The organism is Pseudanabaena minima str. Chao 2107 (assembly GCF_051131155.1).
Lineage (GTDB): Bacteria > Cyanobacteriota > Cyanobacteriia > Pseudanabaenales > Pseudanabaenaceae > Pseudanabaena > Pseudanabaena minima.
Genome location: NZ_CP159508.1, coordinates 861813 through 886746, shown reverse-complemented (window position 1 = coordinate 886746; position 24934 = coordinate 861813). Strand labels below are relative to the sequence as shown.

The 24934-nt window shown below is 40.5% G+C and carries 18 protein-coding genes and 1 tRNA gene; 12 read left to right on the top strand and 7 right to left on the bottom strand.

Features of this window, described 5'->3' with window-relative positions:
* Positions 1 to 11 precede the first annotated feature (11 nt).
* Together ABM313_RS03825 and ABM313_RS03820 are read right to left on the bottom strand one after the other, a co-directional pair.
* The gene (locus ABM313_RS03825) at positions 12 to 1727 is read right to left on the bottom strand and encodes a tetratricopeptide repeat protein (RefSeq protein WP_434686377.1); all 1716 of its coding nucleotides are present in this window, start codon (positions 1725 to 1727) and stop codon (positions 12 to 14) included.
* Between the two features lie 327 nt (positions 1728 to 2054).
* Positions 2055 to 2795: an energy-coupling factor ABC transporter ATP-binding protein gene (locus ABM313_RS03820; protein ID WP_434686376.1), complete on the bottom strand. Its 741-nt coding sequence runs from the start codon at positions 2793 to 2795 to the stop codon at positions 2055 to 2057.
* Between the two features lie 142 nt (positions 2796 to 2937).
* Between ABM313_RS03820 and ABM313_RS03815 the strand changes: the two genes are divergently transcribed.
* The 5 genes from ABM313_RS03815 (at position 2938) to ABM313_RS03795 (ending at position 10098) form a co-directional block, all read left to right on the top strand.
* On the top strand, positions 2938 to 3612 hold the full coding sequence (locus ABM313_RS03815) for a pentapeptide repeat-containing protein (RefSeq protein WP_434686375.1): 675 nt from the start codon (positions 2938 to 2940) through the stop codon (positions 3610 to 3612).
* A gap of 76 nt (positions 3613 to 3688) precedes the next feature.
* A complete protein-coding gene (locus ABM313_RS03810; RefSeq protein WP_434686374.1) occupies positions 3689 to 5395 on the top strand; it encodes an eCIS core domain-containing protein in 1707 nt (568 codons plus the stop codon).
* A gap of 225 nt (positions 5396 to 5620) precedes the next feature.
* Positions 5621 to 7666, top strand: a complete 2046-nt coding sequence (locus ABM313_RS03805) for an eCIS core domain-containing protein (protein WP_434686373.1) — start codon at positions 5621 to 5623, stop codon at positions 7664 to 7666.
* A gap of 153 nt (positions 7667 to 7819) precedes the next feature.
* Positions 7820 to 8398 (top strand): hypothetical protein, encoded by a 579-nt coding sequence (locus ABM313_RS03800; RefSeq protein ID WP_434686372.1) that lies wholly within the window; start codon positions 7820 to 7822, stop codon positions 8396 to 8398.
* Positions 8399 to 9291: 893 nt separating this feature from the next.
* Positions 9292 to 10098 (top strand): IS5 family transposase, encoded by an 807-nt coding sequence (locus ABM313_RS03795; protein WP_434686371.1) that lies wholly within the window; start codon positions 9292 to 9294, stop codon positions 10096 to 10098.
* 92 nt (positions 10099 to 10190) lie between these two features.
* Here the strand turns inward: ABM313_RS03795 and ABM313_RS03790 are convergent, their stop codons facing one another.
* Positions 10191 to 10376 carry a hypothetical protein gene (locus tag ABM313_RS03790; protein WP_434686370.1) on the bottom strand — a complete coding sequence of 62 codons (186 nt, stop codon included), beginning with the start codon at positions 10374 to 10376 and terminating at the stop codon, positions 10191 to 10193.
* A gap of 426 nt (positions 10377 to 10802) precedes the next feature.
* Between ABM313_RS03790 and ABM313_RS03785 the strand changes: the two genes are divergently transcribed.
* Both ABM313_RS03785 and ABM313_RS03780 read left to right on the top strand, forming a co-directional pair.
* Complete coding sequence (locus tag ABM313_RS03785) at positions 10803 to 13484, top strand: eCIS core domain-containing protein (protein WP_434686369.1); 2682 nt, start codon at positions 10803 to 10805, stop codon at positions 13482 to 13484.
* A gap of 36 nt (positions 13485 to 13520) precedes the next feature.
* Positions 13521 to 14006, top strand: coding sequence for a hypothetical protein (locus ABM313_RS03780; protein ID WP_434686368.1), 486 nt, complete (start codon positions 13521 to 13523; stop codon positions 14004 to 14006).
* Between the two features lie 236 nt (positions 14007 to 14242).
* On the opposite strand, the gene ABM313_RS03775 is transcribed toward ABM313_RS03780, so the two are convergent.
* Together ABM313_RS03775 and ABM313_RS03770 are read right to left on the bottom strand one after the other, a co-directional pair.
* Positions 14243 to 15715: a DASH family cryptochrome gene (locus ABM313_RS03775; protein ID WP_434686367.1), complete on the bottom strand. Its 1473-nt coding sequence runs from the start codon at positions 15713 to 15715 to the stop codon at positions 14243 to 14245.
* 58 nt (positions 15716 to 15773) lie between these two features.
* Complete coding sequence (locus tag ABM313_RS03770) at positions 15774 to 16727, bottom strand: ABC transporter permease subunit (protein WP_434686366.1); 954 nt, start codon at positions 16725 to 16727, stop codon at positions 15774 to 15776.
* Positions 16728 to 16897: 170 nt separating this feature from the next.
* Here ABM313_RS03770 and ABM313_RS03765 point away from each other — a divergent pair, with 170 nt between their 5' ends.
* Complete coding sequence (locus tag ABM313_RS03765) at positions 16898 to 17818, top strand: TIGR04168 family protein (protein WP_434686365.1); 921 nt, start codon at positions 16898 to 16900, stop codon at positions 17816 to 17818.
* 8 nt (positions 17819 to 17826) lie between these two features.
* On the opposite strand, the gene ABM313_RS03760 is transcribed toward ABM313_RS03765, so the two are convergent.
* A complete protein-coding gene (locus ABM313_RS03760; protein ID WP_434686364.1) occupies positions 17827 to 18537 on the bottom strand; it encodes a J domain-containing protein in 711 nt (236 codons plus the stop codon).
* A gap of 257 nt (positions 18538 to 18794) precedes the next feature.
* Between ABM313_RS03760 and ABM313_RS03755 the strand changes: the two genes are divergently transcribed.
* Positions 18795 to 18867: transfer RNA gene (locus ABM313_RS03755), tRNA-Thr, on the top strand.
* A 60-nt stretch (positions 18868 to 18927) separates the two neighbouring features.
* Here ABM313_RS03755 and ABM313_RS03750 read toward each other — a convergent pair.
* A complete protein-coding gene (locus tag ABM313_RS03750; RefSeq protein WP_434686363.1) occupies positions 18928 to 19665 on the bottom strand; it encodes a glycoside hydrolase family 19 protein in 738 nt (245 codons plus the stop codon).
* Positions 19666 to 20203: 538 nt separating this feature from the next.
* Here ABM313_RS03750 and ABM313_RS03745 point away from each other — a divergent pair.
* The 3 genes from ABM313_RS03745 (at position 20204) to ABM313_RS03735 (ending at position 24861) form a co-directional block, all read left to right on the top strand.
* Positions 20204 to 21049 (top strand): M28 family peptidase, encoded by an 846-nt coding sequence (locus ABM313_RS03745; protein ID WP_434686362.1) that lies wholly within the window; start codon positions 20204 to 20206, stop codon positions 21047 to 21049.
* Positions 21050 to 21126: 77 nt separating this feature from the next.
* Positions 21127 to 23211 carry a M3 family metallopeptidase gene (locus ABM313_RS03740; protein ID WP_434686361.1) on the top strand — a complete coding sequence of 695 codons (2085 nt, stop codon included), beginning with the start codon at positions 21127 to 21129 and terminating at the stop codon, positions 23209 to 23211.
* A gap of 54 nt (positions 23212 to 23265) precedes the next feature.
* Positions 23266 to 24861 carry a cryptochrome/photolyase family protein gene (locus ABM313_RS03735; RefSeq protein ID WP_434686360.1) on the top strand — a complete coding sequence of 532 codons (1596 nt, stop codon included), beginning with the start codon at positions 23266 to 23268 and terminating at the stop codon, positions 24859 to 24861.
* Positions 24862 to 24934 lie beyond the last annotated feature (73 nt).

Sequence of the window (24934 nt, the reverse complement as noted above, 5' to 3'; positions counted from 1 at the left end):
CTCTCTATACGCTATGGTTTTGCTGGCTTAGGTTTTAAACGCTCGATCGCGATCGCCTTATTGATCGTGGCTTGAGTCTGATTAGGATTAAGTTTAAGAGCTTGATCAAAGGCAACCAGTGCATCAGCATTACTATTTAGAGCTAGTAGGGCTAAGCCTCGACCTGTCCAATAGTCTGCATTTTTGACATCGATCGCGATCGCCCGACTATAAGCATTAGCGGCTTCAGCATTGCGTCCAAGCGACATGAGTGCCAAACCACGATTAAACCAAGCTGTGTCTGATTTAGGATTGATCCCCAATGCTTGTTGACTTGCTATCAAGGATTCCTGAAACCGATTGAGCCGCCATAATAAAGCAGATTTATTTGTCCAAATATCAGCAAGAAAGATTTGACTACCAATATTGGCATCGCCTTCGATCGCTTTGTCATAGGCTTTTAACGCTTCTTCGGTACGCCCTAGGGAAGCCAGAATACGTCCATGATTAAACCATGCCGTAGATGAATTTTGATTAAGAGCGATCGCTTGATTTGTCGAGGAAAGTGCTAGATCAAAACGTCCCAACGCCCAAAGAGTAGCTGCTCGATTGCCCCAAAAACTAGCTTGGCTTGGCTGAAGCGCGATCGCCCGATTTGCGGAAGCAAGTGCCTCTTCATATTTGCCTAAACCATTAAGAGCATTAGCTCGTTGATCCCATGCCCAAGCAGGACCAAGATAGTCCCACTGTTGATCACCTTCTTGGAGCGCTGAGTTGCAGGCAGCTAGAGCCTCTTTATATTGGCGAAGTTGGTTGAGTGCTGCACAGGAATTAGCCAAGGCGAGGGAATATTTTTCTTTAGCCTTAAGCGCCCATTCTTGTGAAGCCAAAGCTTCGGCGTAACGTCCCAATCTCCATAAAATCATCCCCTGCTCAGCCCATGCCTGAGCATTGGTTGGCTCGATCGCCACAGCTTTATCGTAGGAAAAAAGGGCTTCATCAAAGCGTTTTAACTGATTCTGGACTTTCCCCTTAGTTTTCCAAGCGATCGCAGGTGTCGCCTTGCCCCAATTAGCATTTACCTTGATTGCGCGATCACAGTCTTGGATGGCATCAGCAGCTCGATCAAGAGAGACAAAAATATCACAGCGTTCGGTTAGGGCAAGAGAATAATTAGGATTTGATCGAATTGCTAGTTCAAGGGATTCTAGTGCCTCAGCAAGTTTTCCCGCCCGTTTTAACAACGCCCCTTGGATATACCACACCATTGCGGGTGAGGCATCAGCCCAGTTTTGATCAAGACGGAGAGCCAACTCACAGGAGGCGATCGCATCTTCATAGCGTTCTAACTCATTCAAAGCCCCACAGCGTTTGGCTAAGGCTCCTGAATTATCTGGTTGCAACTTAATAAAGCGATCGTAGGACACGACTGCTTCGGTATACATTGCTAAACCAACCATTGCATCACCACGTTCTAGCCATGCGATCGGCTCATTAGTATTTAAGGTAATAGCCTGATTGCAAGCCTCAACCGCCTCCTTATATTTACGCGACTTGACCAGAGAACTACAGAGTGAAGCCCAATAGTCAAAGTCCTGTAACTTTTCTTGGGCGATCGCCATTGGTACAGATACAGATGCGATCGGCAAGTTTAGCAGCACAATCATGAGCAACCAAAAGCGTTTACCTTGCTTGACTGACTGAAATAAAGAACGCAAAATCATTGGTAATCCCAAGTTTTCAATCACAGATTTAGAACAAGTCGCCACCAAAATAGTGATGACAACTTTTCATATAGCAATCCTAAATAGATCGTGAGAGTGAGTCCCTTCGGCGCGCACTCTTAACACTCTCCAAATCTTACAACCCATTTAGGAGCGCTATATCTACATTAATTTATCATTATATTTTCGATGGAGTTCCTGCTGTTTAGAATAAGTAGCTAGGCAAAATTACATATAAAACCCAAAAAACTGTGGCGCACGCTGCGCGTGCGCCACAGTTTTTTGGGTTTTAATTCCAGCTAATTAGGACATAAAACCCGAAGCAAATGAATGCGGCGCGAAGCGCCGCATTCATTTGCTATTGAGGCTGAGTGGCATTTCTAAAGAATGTGCTAGCAAAAATTCGCGATCGCTAAGAACCTGTTTCGTATTTCCATCATAAACAACTTTCCCCTCACTCAATACGATCGTGCGATCGCATAATTCCAACACAAGATCAAGATCGTGGGTAGCTATTAACTGGGTTTCTGGCAAGGTTTGTAAAAGCTGGATTAATTGTCGCCGCGATCGCGGATCGAGTTGGGCAGATGGCTCATCAAATACTAAGACCTGTGGTTGCATCGCTAAGACTCCTGCGATCGCCACCCGTTTTTTTTCTCCACCAGAGAGATTATGGGATAGACGCTCAGCATATTTAGTGACATCAAGCCCGACAGATACTAGGGCTTCCGATACGCGAATTTTTAACTCAGTTCCTTTAAGTCCTTGATTCATTGGACCAAAGGCAACATCTTCCCAAACCGTAGGCATAAATAGCTGATCGTCTGGATTCTGAAACACCAAACCAACAAAATTCCTGATTGCCAATAGATTATGAGGTGTTACCAGCATTTCCCCAATCACGATTTCTCCTTGCTGAGGCATGAGAATGCCATTGAGGTGCAGTAATAATGTTGATTTCCCCGATCCATTCGCGCCCACGATCGCAACCTTTTCGGTCGCAGCAATCTGGAGATCGATCCCTTTTAAAGCTTGAATACCATCAGGATATATATAACTGAGGCTTTCAATAGAGATAGGATTATGGTGCATATTATGTTTTATCTAGAGCACGCATTACTCCAAATAATAGAGTTGAGCATAACGTATCCAATAGTAAGGCGATCGCGCTAGATTTTTGGGGTTTAATGATAGTCGCGATAGAATTTCACTACTTAAGATTGGGAGTCTAAAAATGAGTATTTCCTCTAAAGCATTATTTTCAGGAGTGTTTATACTTATTGGAATTGCATTTTCCTCATCATCCTTGGCAGATCCTAGTAGCGATCGCATTCAAACTTTAAATCGCCAACGCTTGATTGAAACTAATCGTTGTCAGGGTTGCAATTTGCAAAATACAGATCTGAATGGACTGAAACTAATTGGTGCAGATTTAAATAAAGCTAATCTCCAAGGGGCTAATCTGCGTAGCGTTGATCTTAGAGGAGCAAACTTACAGGACGCAAATCTTACCTATGCTGATCTTAGTTATGCAGATTTACGCCTCGCTAACTTCGGGCAAGCAAACTTGCAGGGGGCTAACCTTAGCAATACACATTTGCTTGAAGCCTCTTTTAGGCAAAGTAACCTTCAAGAGTCGAACCTTACTGACACCTATGCTGAGGGCTATGTTGATCCCTTCACTTCAGTACGTCAATTTGTCGATCTTGAAGGTGCAAATTTACTCAAAGCAAATCTCACTAATGCCAAGCTAGAATTTGCCAATTTTGAAAAGGCTAATCTCAGTGAAGCAAATTTAGTTGACGCAGATCTAGAAAATGCATCATTAGTAAATACAAATTTACAGAATGCTAAGTTATGTAACACCACTCTGCAAGATGGAGCGATCAACAATCAAAATTGTCGTTAATTTTTTTTGATTATGCGAGAATATGCAATATCAAAAATATACGCATACTCAGTAAGTAAATTGAGGGGTTAGTGACATGTCGCGTACATCCGATTTCGCAAAAAGACCTTCCCAATCGACGACTTCAGTCCAACCAGCAACATCATTTTTACAAACTAGAGATTTCGCACCACTTCAAATGGATTTGGACGAAGATGCTATCTCTCGGTCATCTAGAAATGGTGATAATCTTCTTGAAAAAATAATAAATCAGGGCAGCATTGAGCCGTCTGGTACGCCAGTCCAAGCAAAACCAATAAACCGCTTGAAGACACTTCAAGCTAAGCGGATTGCGACGATCCAAGCTAAGTTGAGTATTGGTGAGCCAAATGATAAGTATGAGCAGGAAGCTGATGCAACTGCATCTAAAGTTGTTCAGCAGATAAATTCGCCAACTCAGGATCAATCTGTCCAACGAGAAGAGTCGATGGAAGAAGAGAATGAAGAATTGCAAATGAAACCAATATCTTCCATTCAACGAGCATGGGACATGGAAGAAGAGATGGATGAGGATGAGGATGAAGAAGTAGAAGAAGTAGAAGTAGAAGATGAAGAATTGCAGATGAAGCCAATTTCTTCAATCCAACGAGAAGAGTCAACAGAAGAAGAGAATGAAGAATTGCAAATGAAGTCTTTGGAGCAAAGACGTGAAAATCTTGGTGGGGGAGAAGCATCAACTGATTTAGAGTCTTCGATTCAGAGGGCGCGCGGGGGGGGGCAGTCACTAGATGCGAGTCTCCAGAATAAGATGGGGCAGGCAATGGGAGCGGATTTTAGCGCTGTAAAAGTTCATACAGATACGCAATCCGATCAATTAAATCACTCAATTCAGTCGAAAGCATTCACAACTGGGCAAGATGTATTCTTTCGGCAAGGAGAATACAATCCTAGTAGCAAAGGAGGACAGGAGTTAATTGCTCATGAACTAACCCATGTAGTTCAGCAAAACAGAAGCACTATTCAAAGAAAGTTAATGACAGAAGCAGAATTCTTAAATAAAAGCGATAGCGCATTTTCAGGAAAAAGAAATAATGTTGTAAAAATTGATAATGCTCTGAAAAAATGTCATGGAGCATCTTCTAGGTCGGTAGGGCTAACGGAATTAATCAGTGCTTGTAACGAATATCTATCTGCACCAGAGAAAAAAGCAAAGAAAAGAATTGCGGGTGTCAAAGCACTTTTAAAAAATGCAACTAACGAACTTGCGGCTTGGAGACTGCGTGATCGTACACCTCTCCCAGATAGTGTATATCGCATGGATGAAAGACTGCCAGCAGTAATTGGCAAAGTTGGTTTTCAACCTTGGAATGCAGGGGGAAATATTACTATAGTTGAACATGTGAATCAAGTCCTTGCAAATGATAGGGCAGATGCTCCAACTGGTGAATCAGGAAAAGCTGGGTCGGGAGCAAAAAAACATAGTCAATATGTCTCTACTTCTGGGAACTTAAATTTTGCAAAAGATCCGACACTTTTGCAAGGATTATTAAACAAATACTTCTACAAAATAGATACTACTGTAGATCCGCAAACATTTACTGACGTAAATAAGCATTTTGATGATCTAGGATTACCGAATCCTTACGAACCTCAATTTGAGTTCATTAAATCAGGTGGAATTCCTGGGAATCAGGTGACATATTTTGTACACGGTAAGGAATTGATGAATTTTGTAATAGCTGGAACAGATGCTTCTACATGGAATATTCCTTGGGAAGAAATGCCAGAGCAAGATGTATTGTAAAGTCTTCACAGGGAGCATCTCAATTATGCTTAAGTATAAATACTTATAACGAAAATTCTCTATTTCTGGCTATAGTAAATTTGGCAAATATAAAGTTATGTAACACGGCTCTGCAAGATGGTGCTGCAAATGATCAGAATTGTCGTTAAAGTTTTTTGATTGTGCAAGAATATACAATATCAAATACATGAAGTTTCTAAGTAAGTAAATATAGGGGTTAGTGATATGTCGCGTACTTACGACAACGAAAAAAAGCCTTCCCAAATCACGACTTCAGTCCAACCCAAAGCAACATATTTACAAACTAGAGGCTTCGCGTCACTTCAGACCGATTTGAATGAAAATGCTACGTTTCGATCATCTGGATACACTGAGAATTTTCTAGAAAAAATAATTAGTCAGCGCAGCAATGAATTGTCTGATACACCAGTCCAAGCAAAAACAATGAACCGCTTGATGATGAAGCCGCTTCAAACCAAGCGGATGGTGATCCAGTCTAAGCTGAGTATAGGTGAACCAAATGATAAGTATGAGCAGGAAGCTGATGCAACTGCATCTAAAGTTATTCAGCAGATAAATTCGCCAACTCAGGATCAATCTGTCCAACGAGAATCAATGGAAGAAGAGGAAGAATTGCAGATGAAACCAATCTCTTCAATCCAGCGAGAATCAATGGAAGAAGAGGAAGAATTGCAAATGAAGTCTTTAGTGCAGAGACACGAAAATCTTGGTGGCGGAGAAGCATCAACTGACTTAGAGTCATCAATTCAGAGTGCAAGGGGTGGTGGTCAGTCTCTAGATACTGATCTGCAACAGTCGATGGGTCAGGCTATGGGAGCAGACTTTAGCGGCGTAAAGGTTCACACAGATTCACATTCAGATCAATTAAATCAATCGATTCAAGCGAAAGCTTTTACGACAGGACACGATGTTTTCTTTCGGCAAGGAGCCTATGATCCAAGCAGTAAAAGTGGTCAAGAACTAATTGCCCATGAACTCACTCATGTTGTCCAACAGAATGGGAAAGGCGCTAATGTTCCCAATGTGAGTACTGCCCCTGAATCAGTGCAGAGACTTATATCTGCTGCTTCTTTCAAGAAAAAGACTAAATTAACTGCGCGTAAAGGTAAAAGCGCTCAGGTCTTTGTAAAGCTCAAGCAAGGTTTAGATGCATATGAGAATGCAAATACTGAGGCAGACAAATTGACATTTTTAGAACAGATCCTCAACATAGCTGAAGCGTGGGAAAACTCACCAGACTCCAATACAAGTAGTCGGAAGAAATATGTTACAAGACTGATTCAGGAAGTCAAAAACGAAATTGACAACTTGCTCTTGTCCTTAGACAATTTGCAAGATGACGCATTTGATGAGGATGTTAACCAGCCGACTGGTGGAAAAATTGACAGTGATGGTCAAATGAGTGAAGTTTCCAAACTCAAATATAAGTTTGGGGTGCGCAAAAATAAAACTGGTGATCTAAAAACAGTTGAGGGAGGAGAATTTGAAGGATACTTTAAGGCTCAAGTGGATGAGGATAAGGTCAATAGTCGTCATAGAGGAGCAGAAAAAGGTGGTTCTGGGATTCCAGAAAAAGACCCTAAGTTTGTTGAGCGTAATATCGCTATGTATCGACTAGACCAATTACTGAACGCAAATGTTATTCCACCGACGTTTAAAGCCAAATTTAATGGAGAAGCGGGTTTGCTGATGCAGGCAGCTGTTGGTAAATCAGGAAAAGATCTCAGCACGAAAATCAAGCAAGCGCGAAACAAAGATACAAATGAAGGAGATTCAGAAGCTTCCGCCCTTCAAGCAATATTGAATAGTGGTATTACAAGACATGCATTATCCAATCTCTTCCTACTGGATATCATCGCTGGACAAGTAGATAGACACTATGGTAATTACATTGTTGAACTGGACGAACAGAATAAGGCGATCGGAGTAAAGGGTATAGATAACGATATAGCTTTTGGCAAAAACTATAAGGATATAGATTACGCTCAAGACTACGGTCAGTTTGCCCACCAACTTGTTGCTGGTAAGTTTGCACAGGAGCTTGAGGAAATTGACAGTGAATTCGCCCAAAAAATTGTGGATCTGTCATCTAATCCGAATGTGCTAAGAGATGCTTTGCAAGATCTACTAAGCGATGAAGAGATTAACTCGACCATAAGTCGTCTAAATTCATTAGCAAAGTATTTGCAAAAATTGATCAGCGAAAAAAGTAATAGACTAAAAGGAAATGATGAATGGCAAGACAAGTAGTTTCATTTATAAATTAATTAGATTAATTAGAATTCGCTAAGTATATTTTTTAGAGATTACGAGCTTATTTAAGAGTAAGTAGATAAATTAAAAATATAGTAGATATAGTAGCAAATGAAATAACAAACACACACAAACTATCTAAATGCAATAATGAATACAAATAGTATTAACTTCCAGCAAATCGAGAAATACTTTACTGGCATGAATTTACCAGTTCCTTTTATTCCCCATGAAATGAGTGAAAACATCTTGCAAATATCTGACTCGATCTATGGTTCCTATCAAGAGACTAGAGATTTGTATGATATTGATTTATTTGTAAAGGATGTTATGACAAAACCTGTATCCGATTATTTATTATTTGGAACTAGTGGATACGGATTTAACTCTTACGCTCTGCATTATTATCTTGTAAGGGATTCATTAGCTCTATTTCTACAATTAGGATGGGGTGGAACTTTTGAAGACAGAGATTCAGAAAGGGACAACATTGTTAATACTTTTAAGATGGCAGAGACTTTAATTAAATCGGTTGAATTGTCTCAGCAGCAGGATGATAGTCCTGTATTGGGTAAACGTCTTATTGTGCAAGACAGTAGTTTTTATGGAGCAAAATGGATGATTCTTGATAAATTGATTACTCCTGAAAACAAATCTGATGTCCCAATTAGATGGGAGCAATCGTTTGATTCTGTAAGATCAGCTTTGTCTATTTTTAAAACAACATAGTTGAAGTGACAACAAGCAATGAAGGACTTCATTGCTTATTATCACTTAATTTTTAATACGCTCCTTTCCCAAATAGAACCAATCTAACTCTTTAAACTAAGATTTCGAGATCAAAAATTTAATGGCTAATAGTCTATATAAAAATAAAATAGATCTAATTTTGCCACATCATCAATCGTGCCTAAGTCCGATCACCCCGAAATTTGCCACTAACCTGTAATTCCTAGTATGACGAGTATGATGCCAGTTGGTAAATCTTGCTAAATCGCTTGCAGGGAAAGGAATCGGTCTAACAAGGCTCATTTGTCCTAGTAATACATTAAATAATCATGGAAGCTCATCCAGCCTGATACAATGCAAAAAATGTTTGTTCGGGATAATGCGCGGATTGCGTTTAATTTTAGACATTATGCTATCGGAACTTTTATTGAGATTTTCTAATTACGATTGGTGGTGATCGGCATCCATGAACATACTGCGAAACTTCCACATCTAAAAAGTTCGTCCATGTAAACTGATACGATTTTGTGTATAAAATATGCCACCTTTAGAGCGATCACGATCCCATAGGTTAGGTTGAAGAATGAAACCCAACAGGCATTATAACAATGAGATTGACTGTTGGGTAGCGCTGTCGCTCCGCCCAACCTACTTTTTATAATTTCTCATTTTCAAAATTGGCAATAGGCGATCGCAGTTCTAGTCATTGATTTTTAGCTGATGCGATCGCTCTTAAGCAACTTCATAGCCAGTATATTCAAGCATTTCAGAAGACTTAAAACCCAATAAAATATTCTCTTAAGAGCGTGTTTGAGAAGTTTTCGGGGGTAAAAAAGGTATAAAAAAGCTCCCAAAGGTATAGCCTGTCAATATAGAAAAACAAAGACAGACCTATGGAAGCAACAAAGAAATCATACCCCACAGACTTAACTGATAGTCAGTGGGAAGTGGTAAAAGACTTGATACCCGCCGCAGGAACAGGAGGCAGAAAGAGAACCGTAGATATTAGAGCAGTACTCAATGGTATTTTCTACATTAACGCCGCAGGCTGTGCATGGCGAATGCTGCCCCATGACTTTCCCGTATGGCAAACTGTCTATCATTACTTTCGACATTGGCGAATTACCAACACATGGCAAGAGATAAATGCTAAATTGCAACAATGGTATCGAGTCAGTGAAGGAAGAGAAGCAACGCCCAGTGCGGGTTGTATTGACAGCCAATCAACCAAAATCGCTAGTCGATTAGCATCACCTGAAGCAGTTGGTATTGATGGTAACAAGCTGGTCAATGGGAGAAAACGACATATTTTGGTGGACACATTGGGTTTGCTATTGATGGTGGTAGTTAGTGCGGCGAATCTCGATGATCGCAAGGGGGCAGTTATGCTTTTAGAAAAAATCAACCAAATTCGTGACCATTTTCCCCGTCTGTCAACGATTTGGGTGGATCGTGGCTATAGGGGGCAAGCTTTCATTATGGCTATTCTGCATACTTTTTACTGGTGTTTACAAGTGGTTGTTCCTGCTGCTGGGCAAAAGGGGTTTGTCGTCCAACAGAAGCGTTGGGTGGTTGAGCGTACTTTTGCTTGGTTTTCTCGGTTTCGACGCTTGAACAGAGAATACGAACTTTTACCTGAAACTTCTGAGGCTTTTTTCTATGTCGGCATGATTCATATCCTCCTTAAACGCCTCGCTTAACTTCTCAAACACTCTCTAAGTCACCCATAAATATACTAATTCTTGAGCAACCCTTATTTCCGTCATGTTTTACTGAATCCAAATCTTTCCATTCATAATATCCAAATGTAAAACATAACTGTAGACTCACCAATAACTATTCCATCCCACATTCGTGACGGGATAATGGTCTTTGCACCAAAAACTGTATCCCAATCAATCGCTCCATTTGCTATCAAGACGGCTGCATAAGCATTCAACATCGACTGAAATATATTGTGAGATTGAACTGAGGTCAAATATAAAAGTCACATACTATTTACTGTAATGTGTGCCAGATAACACAGACTTTCAGAACACTATAGTAAGATGAACACGACTAAATGTTAATTACTATCCTGCTGATACAGCAATTCTCATTATGAATTGGATACTTAATTTACATATAAAGGCTTAACGAAATTCTGAGACGATTAGCTTAATAATAGTTGGAATTGATAGTTTGTGTTGGTATTGCTAGATGCTACACGCTCTTTCAAGCTTTTTAGCAATATTCCAAATTTACAACTAAAAAAATAGTTCCTATTTATATGAGATTAATAAAGAGCAATTCCTCTCAATCCGAATCTTCAGATAAGCCATTAACTATAAATCTTCAAACTAGACCGTTTGCCCCATCTGAATCCGCCAACACAGAGTCTTTAGAAAAGTCGGATTCAATAGGTATGGCTAAAACGAGTTCTTCTGGAAGTTTACTTGAAAAACTAATCTCTACACCAACCAGTGAATCTACTGAACCTATTCAAAGAAAATCGCATAATCGGTTAAAGGAAGTTCGGTCTCTGAGGAGAGACAATCCGATCCAGACAAAACTTAATATTGGTGAGCCGAATGACAAGTATGAGCAGGAAGCAGATCGTACGGCAAAACAAGTTGTTCAGCAGATTAACTCGCCATTACAAGCTAAATCTATCCAAAGAGAGGAGATCCCAGAAGAAGATTTGCAGATGAAACCTACAATCTCTGCTATTCAAAGAGAGGAGGTGCCAGATGCGGAAGAACTGCAAATGAAATCTCTGGTGCAAAAGTACGAAAACATTGGTGGTGGAGAAGCATCGACTAATTTAGAATCCTCTATTCAACAGGCAAGAGGAAGCGGTCAACCGTTAGATACTGGGCTGCAAGAAAAAATGGGACAAGCTATGGGAGCAAACTTTAGCGGTGTAAAAGTACACGCTGACTCTAAGTCTAACCAATTAAATAAGTCAATTCAAGCCAAGGCTTTTACAACAGGGCAGGATCTATTCTTTAGTCAAGGTACTTACGATCCAAACAGTAGAGGTGGGCAGGAGTTGATTGCTCATGAGTTGACTCACGTCGTGCAGCAAAATGGGCAAAGATTGCAACGTAAACCTTTGTCTAAATCTATTCAAGTTAGTCAAATTCAGGATATTTCTAGCAATAAAGTTCAGAGGCTTTGGAATAAAAAGACATTTCGCGAACGTACCAAAGATGGAGTGCTTGATAGAAGAGGAAAGACCATCAAAAGTATTGAAGATTTGATCGTTCAGTATGGCAAGCTAAATCCTTATAGTACAAAGGATTTAAAGTCGTCACAGGATCTCGCTAAAGAAATCAGAGAACATGTCAATAACTGGATAGAGGATCATACTGGAGATAAATCTAGAAGTACTCGCATGTTAGGCATGAAAGATTTCCTTAACCATCTTGATACAGAAGAGATCCCGAAACTCAATAAAATTGAGACGGATATTCTGGATAAAACAAACACGACTGGCGGCTCTTTAGAACTTGACAAGAGTAATCGTGAAGGAAATCTTACAAAGATCAAAGAAAAGCACGAAGGCAATATGAAGTCTTCGCTGGAAAAATTCGGTCATTTGATCGATGCTTCTGTTCCTAATCTAGCTGACAAGAGTAAACTGGAAATTGAACTTAAGATTCCTTGCGATCCATCAGGCACTGGATTTGTTGGGTTTCACCTAGTTTGTCAAAATGAACGAAAAAAAGCAAAGCAGCTTAACACAAGGTGCGAACTTACAGTTACTGGAGGTGCTAAGTTTGCAGGACTTGCCGAACTAAAAGCTGAGATTGGGGGGTACTTTGAGTCTGAAGGTGAAGATAGTAAAATGGTAATGAGAATGATTTCTTACGCCATTTACCGACGCTTTGTTGAATCAAAAGTGCTACCTGTAGAAATGTCAAATTATATGTGGGGTGGAACTACAACTAGTGTTGGTTATAAACGAGCAGAGAGATGGGCTTCAAAAGTTGAAAAGGATTCTTTTGGATTGGATGACAAAGGACAGCCTAAAAAGAATTTTGTCGAAACTGGTCTTGTTGGAGGAGGAACTGCTTCGGGAGGGATCAAAGATGTTGGAGGTGTTGGTCTGTCCGGGAAAGTTGGAGTTAAAGGATCTTATGGGACTAGGTATGATAATAAATCAATCACAGAAAGCAGGAAGAAACAAAGTGGGGAGATTGGCGATATCCACGAGTATCAGGGTAGAGGAGATGCTCAAAAGAAAATAGGTCGAACGGTTGTCCAAGTTGAGATTCCAGCCGAAGGGAAAGTTGGGATTTTTAAATTTACTGGTAAAGGTAAGTTTATATTTCTTGCCGATCCCAAGGAAAAGACATTTAAAATGAAAGACTTTAAAAAGAAAGAGGACAGGCTAGATGAGGCTTCTTTTGAAGCTGGTATGCAAGTTTTAATACCAGTGCAAAGGAACCTGCTTGGTGGTCTGCCCGAACTGATTGGTCAATTTATAAATGGAGTTGCTACCAATATTCTATCTTCGCAGAGAAATGACTATGAAGATAATCCACGGGTCATGGGTTCGTTGTTATCTATTGGCTCAGATGCATCAATGTCAGCAGTCAGTATTGCTAATCTTACAGGCAAGCAATTAGAGCCATTTGCTAAAGGGAAATCGCTTAACGAAATCCAAGGTTTCTCTGGAAGTAGTGGAGAGATAGGACTGAGATTGGGATATAAAGCAAAATACAAACCAGGAGATGCTCAGAAAGATGACAATGGCGATCGCATCAGGAAGACGGGAATTTCTCAAGAGATACAGGTAGATTATGTCAAGGCTGGTACGATGATGTTAGTAGATCGGATATTAGAAGTGCAACAAAATGCAATAGATTTGCTCTCAATTAAGCAAGAAACCCTAAGTCGTCTTTTCACTATGAAATATGAGAAAGGTGGAGATTGGGTTATTAATCCAGAAACTAAGCTCGAACTTCAGCTTAGGAATAAAACTGCTAAAGAACTCAATGAATCTGAGAAAGGTGAATATGACAAATTGACCGATGAAAAAGACAAGAAAGAATTTCTAGCGAAAACAAAGAAGAAATTCAGAAAGCCCCCTGCAAAATAAATGTCACCTGACTCGTTAGTTTGAGGATAATAAAGTATGAAAACATTGCATCATCCATTAGATTGCCAACTGCAAATGCGCGATCGCAAAGGTAATTTGATTACAGTTAATATATTAGAACTAGCAGCCGATCTCTTAGATGGTACCGAAAATATTGTCGGATGCTTTCTGACTTTCCTCGTCAGTCCTGAAACATATCATCACATTAATATTAATGAATTATTTCACCTTCATCCAAATGTACGTGGTCAAGTTTTTGGCGGCAAGCTAGAACCTGATATCGATGTTGAAATTGAAACGAAGCTAGATCCATCGTTCATATTTGAGATTTCCACCAAAATTAAAACACTCAATGCACTATCGCAACATCTCCAAACAATCAATCAGAATCAATCAGAGCATCCACTCCTAAATACCGAAAGTTGGTTTGCTCTATACGTCAAGCAATCGGTTGAATTACCTCCAGAATTTGGCGAGGGTAAACTTAAAGTTGGGTATTGTACAACTTGGGCTGACTCTTGAATCTGTGTAGTGGCGATCCCTTTACCTTTATATTTTATGATCTAAAAATCGGTAATTAGCGATCGCCAATTGAGCATAAAACTGATTTTAATGTTACGGCTTTGCTATGCTACTGAAAATTTGCTCTATATCGAACTCACGTTAAAATAAACGTGAGTTCGATATAGCCATTTGCGTCGAACTCACGTTATCTTACTGCGCGTCATTTTGCTATTTAAAAAATTATCTGTGTGAACCTAGAATGCATTCTTATAAATTTCTTCGTTTACTTTTGCTGAAGTAAACAAATCAACTACAGGATGGGGATAGTCAACCCCCAGGCGAACGCGAAAACGTTTTTGCTCAATTGGTAAAAGTTTCCAAGGTTGATGCACTTTACTGGCAGGAAGATCTGTAAGCTCTGGCAACCAATGTTTGACATATTCCCCTTGCGGATCGTAGTCCTGTGATTGCTTATTGATATTAAAAAATCGGAATCCTCTAGCATCATTCCCAATTCCTGCAGTATAGTTCCAATTTCCCCAGTTACTGCAAGGATCGTAATCGATCAGTCGAGATTCAAACCATTCCGCTCCCATGCGCCAATCAATACCAAGGTTTTTGGTGAGAAAACTTGAGACATTTTGACGACCACGATTGGACATAAAGCCCGTAGCTGCTAGTTCGCGCATATTCGCATCCACTAAAGGGAAACCTGTATTTCCTGTTTGCCAGATTTCAAAGCGCTTCCAGTCTTGCTTCCAAGGTATGTTTATGCCGCGTAAACCGATGCGATGGAATAACTTGTTTCCATATTTTGCGGCAACGAAGCGGAAATAATCGCGCCATAACAACTCAAAGATTAGCCAATAAGTCGAGTCATTAGCAAGGCGATCGCTTTCATATTTTTTAACCTGCTCATAGATATATCGCGGACTGAGACAACCCAAGGCAAGCCAAGGTGAGAATTTAGAAGAGTCATCTGCATGGAGCATTCCATTGCGAGTTTGCTTATAAACTTGGAGGCGATCGCTAGTCCAAAAATAATGTTCAAGTCGTTTTAGGGCTTTAGTTTCGCCGCCTTTAAACTGTAATACTGCGCGATCACATGGTATTGGTTCTTTGAGTCCTAATGTGTCTAAAGTGGGAATTTCGCCAATATCAACACTTTCTGGTAACTTAGGAAGATTTTGGGGTATAGGACAAGTTTCCCGAATTGTGAGATTAGCTTCAACCTGTTTACGAAAATTGGTAAAGAGTTCAGGAAGATTAGCAATTTCAAAGGGTAAATCATTTGGATGCAATAACGTACTTCCCCAGAAGCTTTTAAAATTTACGTTCTGTTTTTTGAAAATAGAACGTAATTGATCTTCTAGATTTTTCTCTTCAGTAGTGACTTCTGCATGGTAGTAGATTGATTTAATTCCTAATTGCTGCGCTAGTTCAGTCAAAATTTGATTGGGATTACCGATGCGGACAATTAGATTAGAATTAAGCGATCGCAAATTTTCCCGTAAGTTTGTCACACTCTCGATCAGAAATTTCGCGCGAAATGCGCCTGTTTTCTCAAATCCAAAGTAAGTTTTATCAAAGTGAGCATGATCAAAGCAATAGACAGGAAATATCTGTGCGCCTGTCATTTGAGCATCTTGGGACGCTCGATATAAAGTTTCGCAATCATGCGATCGCAAGTCATTGCGGAACCAAACTAAAATATTTTGACTATTCATACTACTACTATAATTGCGAACTGATAGAGGGGGCGCAAAACGTCTCCCTCTATCAGTTTTAGCGTTCAACAATTTGGAACTGACGATTTAGTAAATTCATACTTGCGGAAATAGTCAGACTCATGGCTAGATATACGCCCATGATAATCAAAATTACATTTACAGGTCTTCCTGTCTGATTAATTGTGGTTGAAGCGATGCGATAAATATCGGTATAACCGATCGCGATCGCCAGACTAGAATTTTTAGCAATATTCACATACTGACTAGTCAGTGACGGAATGATGACCCGTAATGCTTGGGGTAATACGATTTTTCGCATCGTTTGAAAATTCGTTAATCCCAGAGCTTTAGCTGCTTCCGTTTGTCCTTTAGGAACTGAGAGAATCCCACCACGGACAATTTCTGCAATGAAAGCACTGGAAAACATCGTCAATCCTAAGACTAGAGCGCAAAATTCAGAACTCAGGGTCATTTTTAAAGCGGCGATCGTGATCCCATCTTTGGCAAGAGTGGCGAATCCTAGGGAGATGCGATCGCTAGCGGATGGAAGTGTTAAAAAGATTGCCGAATACCAGAAAAATAGTTGTAACAGTAGGGGCGTATTGCGGAGGACTTCTACATAAACACGGGCAAGTTGCTTGAGTAGCCAGTTACTTGATAGCCGTGATACGCCAACCGTGACACCAACGACAGTTGCAGAAATGATACTAACAGCGATCGCTTTTAGAGAGTTAAGTAACCCAACCTGTAGGGCTTTAGTATAGCTATCCGAAGCTTTATAGGGAAAAGGGGAGTCGGCAATATCAAAGGAAGCAGGATCACCTAGAAAGTCAAAACTAATTGCTAGCCCAGAATTTCGCATATTTCTGGCTAGGGTATTCCATGCCAAAATACTGCAAGTAATTACGATCGCTAAAAAAATTAACTGAGCGATCGTGCGCCAATTCCAGAAATTTCTTTTGAAATTAGTTTGTAAACTTGTTACGAAGCTCCCATTACTTGCGGACATGGCTTGAAGCACTCCCAATCTGGATTAAATTTAAGTTTAGTATAGTCGGCGCTTAGCTTATACCAAAACGCAAAATGGCTACGCCATTTTGTGTTTTTAAAACCCTTACTGGGTTTGTTTTTTTATTGGCTTGCTATACTACTAATCTACTACCCCTAAGTATCTGCCTCATGCCCAAGTCATCGGTCAAAATAGCTGTAGTTGGCGATATTCATGATTTATGGCAGCCTGTTGAAGATCGCTTAGCCCTTCAGTCTTTAGGTGTCGATCTAGTTCTATTTGTCGGTGATATTGGCAATGAATCGGTGGAAGTTGTAAAGGCGATCGCGAATCTTGATATGCCGAAAGCCGTGATTTTGGGTAATCATGATGCTTGGTACAGTGCCTCAGATAATCACAAGAAGCCTAACAAAAAGAAATGTCCTTACGATCGCACTAGGGAAGATCGCGTGCAGCAGCAATTAGATATTTTAGGTAAGATCCATGTTGGTTATAGTTGGTTAGACTTTCCTGCATTAAATCTTTCAGTAGTTGGGGCGCGTCCCTTTAGTTGGGGAAGTTCTAGATGGAAGAAAGCAGCATTTTATAGCGATCGCTTTAATGTTAAAAGTTTTGCCGAATCGACGCAACGGATTGTTGAATCTGTAGCCAACACTGCCTATGAAAATATAATTTTTCTAGGGCATAATGGTCCTTTTGGATTGGGAAATGAAGAACATTCCATTTGTGGGAAAGATTGGAAAGCTGGTGGTGGTGACTATGGCGATCCAGACTTTACGGAAGCAATTTCTAAATCCTATCAAATGCTCAAAACAGTCTCTCTAGTTACCTTTGGACATATGCATCACCATTTACGGCTTAATTCTCACCGTACTCGTGAAGTACTTGTGACTAACGAGAAGGGGACAGTTTTTCTTAACGCAGCATGTACACCAAGAATTGTCAAAAGCTATAACGGGGAGTATCGTAACTTTTCCATCGTCACCTTAGAATCTGGCAAGATTACCCAAATATCTCTTGTATGGCTCAATTCGTACTGTCAGGTAGTTAAAGAGAATATTCTGTTGCAGCGCACCCTGCAAACAGTTTAAAGTCAAATTTAACCTGTTTGCAAATTTTCCATTGCCATTTGAGCACAATAACGCATTTCGTCAGCCCTGCGCCATAGTTCTTGTCCTGTGTGCAAATGGTGATCGTCAAAATTTAGAGTGAAGTAGTTTAATTCTTCAATTCCATCACTGATCGCATTGAGACAGTGGTATAGATAGCTAGCAATCCCTGCTGCCGAAGCAGGATTTGGGAAAGCCCGAAAGAAAATCTGTGCCTTAGCATAGGAGCCACGACATTCATCAATATAGTCCTCAAAATCTTCCATCAATCCATCATCGTAGGGATCAGCTGCGAGATCGTCGATCTGCTCATCTAGACTATCCAAAATCACTTCGAGCATTTCGGTAATTGGCTCGTACACTTGCTTAAACCAGCGATCAAGCTTCTGATCTTCGTTGAGGTGGGTTTCTCGCTTGGATGGCGATCGCTTCACTCCCTGTTGAGATACACCATTAGGCGAGTGTTTAATGCCAAGACTGCGATCGTAATGGGCGCGAGATTGGGGGTTGCTAAGGACTTCGTAAGCAAGATTGATCGAGGCTATATCATCATGATTATCGAGATGATGATTGCAATCGGGGTGAAATTCTTTGACCAGACCACGGTAAGCGCTTTTGACCTCAGCAGGGGCAGCGCTATAGCTAATTCTCAGAGTTTTATAATGATTTGTCTGTTGGGTGCGATCGCTTGTCCTAGCCATGTCCTTATGATTAATCTACGTTTGCGATGATATTTTCTGTTTTTCATGCCGAATATCTGAGGATTTCGATGTTGTCGAAATATTGTTTCTAAGCAGAGTAAAACTTTTCCTACTAAGCATTTTGTAGGGATATTCTGTGAACGTCAACCACTTGACAGCTAAAGTCATCATCTGCTTAGAACATAAACCCACAGACTTTTACGATAAATGTTGCTAAAGCGATCGCACGTCTGTTATTGTATCAAAGGATTAAATTTGCTGGTGTAGCTCAGTTGGTAGAGCAACTGATTTGTAATCAGTAGGTCACGAGTTCGAGTCTCGTCCCCAGCTTACCTTTGAATAAAAAAGCACTGCAATGCAGTGCTTTTTTATTCAAAATTTAGGCATGAATTAGGCAAAGATGCCACAAGCTTTGTCGTAATATTGTTGGCGATCCTCCAGTCCGTTATAGCCACCATTCACCCGCAAGGTTACCTCTTTAACCGTTGCCCCGCGATCGCACAAAGCATTCATCTTATTATTGTCCCACCAAAAACCAGCACTAGTAAATGGATACTTCGACGCAACATAGGCAACTCCATCCATCACTTTAGGATCGCCGATCGCCTTACTAAACGCTTGGTAATTAGCGCGTCCCGTAAGCTGAATCACCCCAGCCCCTTTATACTTGGGTCCGTCTCCTGGATTCACATTGCCCAAATCCGCTCGACCTTCATAGTCTGCACCACTGGCGATTTCCTGCGTATATTGCAATCCACCTGACTCATGGGCAATTTGACTAAGAAAATGTCGTAATCTAGGTGCAGTAGTAATCTTGTACCGAACAAGACAAGAATTTAAATCTTGCAGTTGGACATCACTAATTTGCCTACCAAAGAAGGCATCAGCTTGCTTTTTACTAACAATTTGGGGAACATCAGGCTCTAAACCATCCCAATGCGGTGGAAACACAAAAAAAGTTCCACTGCTAGCCGCCAATGTAACTTTTAGATGTCCATTTTCAGCAGGCTCAAACTTATCAAATCCATAGGTTTTACCCACTGCTACATCAATAGTCTCGTTAGGTTTTGTGAGTTGTGACGAATCCACTGGGCGTACCTTCAGTTTAGTCGCAACCTTAGCTTTCATTATTCCCATATCATGATTACCACAATGACTAATACAATAATTATCAGCTTCTTGTGTTGTTTTTGTAAATGCAAAAATATTAACCAATTATGATTTTCTAAATCCTTAAAAAATATTTCTCCAATTTTTTTGTACTAACAACTTTTGAGACAATCTTTCTTATAAGCTCAGGCACTGAAACTTCTTTAGATATCCATTGACGAGACATCCTGTTTAGACTTGATACATAACTATAACCACTTATATCAGGACAAAACAAAACCTAAATAATATGAGGCGGCGCGAAGCGCCGCCTCATATTATTTAGGTTTTATGTCTTAAAAAGAATAGAGACAGCTATAGTACAAGAAATTTTTAAAAATGTTTCAAAGCAACATTTTTAAAAATTTCCTAGTTTTTTGGAAAGTGCAAAACACTGTACAGTTTATTGAAGTTTTAAGTAATACAGAAATATTTTTGAAAGCGGCGCAAAGCGCCGCTTTCAAAAATATTTCTAAATTCTAAGTCAGCGCAAAACGCTGTAAGTTATTCGTGATCAATGATGAAAACCCTACAATTTCGATTAATCCAGCATCTAGAAAGATTGGTGATAGAGCGTAATCCTTACTATGCATCGGCTGGGCATTTATTTGCTCGTGAATATATCCGATCGCATTTTGCAAAATTTGGTGAAGTTCTCATCCATGATTTTGAAGTCAATGGCAATATTCATCAGAACTTAATTTTGCAAATTGAGTCTAATTCTTCTAAAAAGCGATCGCCTTTGATTATTGGCGCACATTACGATACGGTAGCGGGCTGTGTGGGTGCAGATGATAATGGCTCAGGTGTTGCGGTACTTCTCGAACTCGCTGCATATTTCTCAGAAAATCCTATTAAATATCCCATTCAATTAATTGCCTTTGATATGGAGGAATATGGATTGTTAGGCAGTGCTGCTTATGCAGATAAGCTTAAGCAGAAAAACCAAAAAATACGTCTGATGATTTCTTTGGAGATGTTGGGCTATTGCGATCGCACTCCCAATTCACAGCACTATCCCGCAGGATTAGACAAGTTCTATCCCAATACAGGTGACTTTATTGGACTTATTGGTAGCATTCCCACAATTCCCGATCTGGTCCATTTACAGCATCACATGAAATCTATGGTTCCCTGTGAATGGCTACCCGCAGGTTGGCGCGGCTTAGCAATACCCGATACTCGCCGCAGCGATCATGCTCCTTTTTGGGATGCTGGCTACAAAGCTTTGATGGTTACCGATACCGCGAATATGCGAAATCCGCATTATCACAAAAGTAGCGATCGGCTAGAGACTCTTGATTTAGAATTTCTCACTCAAGTTTGTCAAGGACTAATTGTAGGAATAGCCGCCCTAAATTAATGCATCAGCCGCCATTAGTCCTGACTCTGCATTGATATATAATCAATATAGTTGTTTACAAAACTTAAGAATGATTTATGGGTGAAGTTACTAATCCGCTCTTGATTGGCAAAGGTTTACCACCATTTCCAGACATCAATTCTGAACATGTGATTCCTGCGATCACCCAATTGCTTGAAGAAACTAGCGCGGGATTGACTGAACTAGAAGCAAACCGCCAGCCTACATGGTCAGGGCTAGTCGAGCCGCTAGAACGTCTAACTGAGCGCATTGGATGGGCATGGGGTGCGATCGAGCATTTATTGAGTGTAAAAAATAGTGCAGCCTTGCGTGAAGCTCACAAAGTAGTGCAGCCCAAGGTCATCGAATTTTTTAACCGCTTTAGTCAGAGCCAGCCAGTATATAAAGCTTATAAGGCAATTTACGGATCATCAGAGTGGGACAGTCTCGAACCAGCTCAAAAACGTATTGTTGAAGCTGCCATTCGTGATGCAGAACTATCAGGCGTTGGTTTGGAAGGTGAAGCCAAAGAAAAGTTTAATGCGATTCAAATGGAACTTGCTGAACTCTCCACTAACTTCTCTAATCATGTGCTTGATGCCACCAAAGAATTTAGTATGACCCTGAACAAACCTGAAGAGATTGAAGGTTTGCCTCCGAGTCTGTTAGCTCAGGCTGCTCAAGCATCTCGTCTAGATGGCGATGATAAAGCCACACCTGAAGATGGTCCTTGGTGTATCACCCTTGACTACCCTAGCTATGTACCATTTATGCAACATAGCCGTCGTCGTGATTTGCGAGAGAAACTCTATCGTGCCTTTGTTAGTCGCGCCGCAAGTGGTGAATTTGACAATTCTCCATTAATTGATCGCATTCTCGAATTGCGTAAACAAAAGGCAAATTTACTCGGCTACTCTACCTATGCAGAATTAAGTCTTGCTCGGAAAATGGCTCCCAATGTCGATGCTGTTGAGAAATTGCTGGAAGAATTGCGCCAATCAAGTTACACTGCCGCCGTTACAGAATTTGCAGAATTAAAGGAATTTGCTAAGGCTCAAGGCGAAACAGAAGAACTGAAGCATTGGGATACGGCTTACTGGTCAGAACGTCAGCGTGAAACCAAGTTCAACTTTACCGTTGAAGAATTACGTCCCTATTTCCCCTTGCCAAAAGTTCTCGAAGGTCTCTTTACTCTTGTAAATCGCTTATTTGGAGTTACCGTAGTACCTGCGGATGGCAAAGCTCCAATTTGGCATGAGAGTGTCCGTTTCTTTGAGATTCAGAATGAGAGTAATGAGGCGATCGCTTATTTTTATCTCGATCCCTACAGTCGTCCTGCGGAAAAGCGTGGTGGGGCATGGATGAATGATTGCATCGGACGTGCTAAGGTGACCGAAGAGGGTAAGACGATTACTCGTTTACCTGTTGCCTATCTGATTTGTAATCAGTCTCCCCCTGTTGATGGTAAGCCTAGCCTAATGACTTTTGGTGAAGTGGAAACCCTCTTTCATGAGTTTGGACATGGCTTGCAGCATATGTTGACAAAGGTTGACTATTCAGGAGCATCAGGCATTAATAACGTTGAATGGGATGCAGTAGAACTGCCCAGTCAATTTATGGAAAACTGGTGTTACGATCGCGCTACCTTGTTTGGTATGGCAAAGCATTATGAGACAGGTGAAACCCTTCCCGAGAGCTACTTCCAAAAGCTGGTTGACTCCAAAAACTACATGAGTGGTTCAGGTATGCTCCGTCAGTTGCATTTCAGCCTTGTTGATATAGAGTTGCACCATCGCTATGAAGTCGGCGGATCGGAAACTCCAATGCAATTGCGATCTCGCCTTGCGGAAACCACAATGGTAATTCCACCTTTGCCAGAAGATAATTTCCTATGTTCTTTTGGTCATATCTTTGCGGGAGGCTATGCCGCAGGTTATTACAGCTACAAGTGGGCGGAAGTCCTCAGCGCTGATGCCTTTGCCGCTTTTGAGGAAGCAGGACTGGAAAATGAACAGGCGATCGCTTCAACAGGTAGACTCTATCGCGATACAGTTCTTGCCCTCGGTGGTAGCAAGCATCCGATGGAAGTATTCAAAACCTTCCGAGGACGTGAACCTAGCACTGCACCATTACTCCGTCATAGCGGTTTAGCAAAGGTCTAATCTATAATAAAGGCGTTGCAATGCAACGCCTTTATTATATGTAATTCGATATTTATGCTAGAAACTGCCCGTGAATTTCTCTCGCAAATAGAAAACTACCCAATTTCAGAAAAGATAGAACAGCAATTAAACAATAGCAATCGCGTCCTATTTATCCTGCATGATCAACTAAATCTAGATGTATTCCCCAAAGAATTACTCGCGCAAAAGCCATTATTAATCTTTGTCGAATCTCTGAAATATGCCACATTTATTCCTCACCATAAGCAAAAATTAGTTTATATACTGAGTGCTCAGAGGCACTTTACGATCGCCTGTCATCAACAAGGCTTTCCTGTACTAAATTTGTTTACCGAAGGGTTTCATGCTGAGGCGATCGCAGATTTCTTGACGCAATACCCTCAGATTAAGCTTACCTATATGCAGCCATCAGAATGGGATACACGATCGCAGATGTTGGCGTTAAATGATCAATTTAGCGATCGCCTCGAAATACTTCCCAATCGCTTTTTTATTGCGGATGCTGAAAAATTTAAGCCAAAAATCAAAAAAGGATATCGCTTAGAAACTTTCTATCGAGAACTTCGTAAGCAAACTGGCTACTTGATGGCAGATGGCAAGCCAGTCGGTGGCAATTGGAACTATGACAAAGAGAATCGTAAAGCTTTACCAAAAAATACTGTGATTCCCACAGTTCCTGAAGTGGAACCTGATGCAATTACTAAGGAAGTCATCGAGTTGGTCAACCAATACTTACCTAATGCGTTAGGAAACCTAGACCAATTTGGCTATGCTGTAACTCGCGATCGCGCCCTAGAACTAGCTCAATTATTCATCGGAACCCGCTTGGCAAATTTTGGCGCTTATGAAGATGCTATCAAAGTTGGTGCACCCTTTTTATTTCATTCTGTGTTATCAATCTATCTTAACAATGGCTTGTTGTTGCCACAGGAACTCTGCAAAATGGCGATCGTAGCCTATGAGCAGAACATTGCTCCTCTTAACTCCGTTGAGGGTTTTATTCGCCAAATTTTAGGATGGCGTGAATATGTGCGTGTTTACTATGAAGCACAAATGCCACAAGTACGAGAGAGTAATTATTTTGAATTTTTTAATAATTTACCGCAACTTTATTGGGATGCTAATACCGATTTAATCTGTTTAAAAGATGCTGTCACTAATGTTCTAAATTACGGCTATTCACATCATATTCAGAGACTAATGGTCTTAAGTAACTTTAGCAATCTCACAAATACAGATCCGCATCAGCTAAACCATTGGTTTTGGCTTGCCTATGTCGATGCCTACGAATGGGTTGAGCTTCCTAATGTTTTAGGCATGTCTACCTTTGCTGATGGTGGCATACTTGCCTCCAAACCCTATGTATCAGGGGGAAATTACATTAACAAAATGAGTAATTGCTGCTCACAATGCACCTATGATGTGAAGCAAAAAACGGGTAACTCTGCTTGTCCTTTTAATTATCTGTACTGGAATTTTGTCGATCAGCATCGGGATAGCTTTATCGAGAATGGCAGGGTGTCACTAATGATTCATGCTTATGAAAACAAAACCGATGATGAAAAAATAGCCATTAGAAACTCATCAATTTATTTTATAAAGAACCTCAAACGTAGCTATTCTGAATAGCTATGATTTGAAATAATTATTAAATTACGTAAGGTTTCTTTACATAACAAATTTGGTTTTTAGTATAAGTCAG

Bases quoted from the DNA above. Each gene is read 5' to 3' on its own strand.
- ABM313_RS03820 (WP_434686376.1), bottom strand. From the start codon at position 2,795: ATGCACCATAATCCTATCTCTATTGAAAGCCTCAGTTATATATATCCT.
- ABM313_RS03815 (WP_434686375.1), top strand. From the start codon at position 2,938: ATGAGTATTTCCTCTAAAGCATTATTTTCAGGAGTGTTTATACTTATT.
- ABM313_RS03810 (WP_434686374.1), top strand. From the start codon at position 3,689: ATGTCGCGTACATCCGATTTCGCAAAAAGACCTTCCCAATCGACGACT.
- ABM313_RS03805 (WP_434686373.1), top strand. From the start codon at position 5,621: ATGTCGCGTACTTACGACAACGAAAAAAAGCCTTCCCAAATCACGACT.
- ABM313_RS03800 (WP_434686372.1), top strand. From the start codon at position 7,820: ATGAATACAAATAGTATTAACTTCCAGCAAATCGAGAAATACTTTACT.
- ABM313_RS03795 (WP_434686371.1), top strand. From the start codon at position 9,292: ATGGAAGCAACAAAGAAATCATACCCCACAGACTTAACTGATAGTCAG.
- ABM313_RS03785 (WP_434686369.1), top strand. From the start codon at position 10,803: ATGGCTAAAACGAGTTCTTCTGGAAGTTTACTTGAAAAACTAATCTCT.
- ABM313_RS03780 (WP_434686368.1), top strand. From the start codon at position 13,521: ATGAAAACATTGCATCATCCATTAGATTGCCAACTGCAAATGCGCGAT.
- ABM313_RS03775 (WP_434686367.1), bottom strand. From the start codon at position 15,715: ATGAATAGTCAAAATATTTTAGTTTGGTTCCGCAATGACTTGCGATCG.
- ABM313_RS03770 (WP_434686366.1), bottom strand. From the start codon at position 16,727: ATGTCCGCAAGTAATGGGAGCTTCGTAACAAGTTTACAAACTAATTTC.
- ABM313_RS03765 (WP_434686365.1), top strand. From the start codon at position 16,898: ATGCCCAAGTCATCGGTCAAAATAGCTGTAGTTGGCGATATTCATGAT.
- ABM313_RS03760 (WP_434686364.1), bottom strand. From the start codon at position 18,537: ATGGCTAGGACAAGCGATCGCACCCAACAGACAAATCATTATAAAACT.
- ABM313_RS03750 (WP_434686363.1), bottom strand. From the start codon at position 19,665: ATGAAAGCTAAGGTTGCGACTAAACTGAAGGTACGCCCAGTGGATTCG.
- ABM313_RS03745 (WP_434686362.1), top strand. From the start codon at position 20,204: ATGATGAAAACCCTACAATTTCGATTAATCCAGCATCTAGAAAGATTG.
- ABM313_RS03740 (WP_434686361.1), top strand. From the start codon at position 21,127: ATGGGTGAAGTTACTAATCCGCTCTTGATTGGCAAAGGTTTACCACCA.
- ABM313_RS03735 (WP_434686360.1), top strand. From the start codon at position 23,266: ATGCTAGAAACTGCCCGTGAATTTCTCTCGCAAATAGAAAACTACCCA.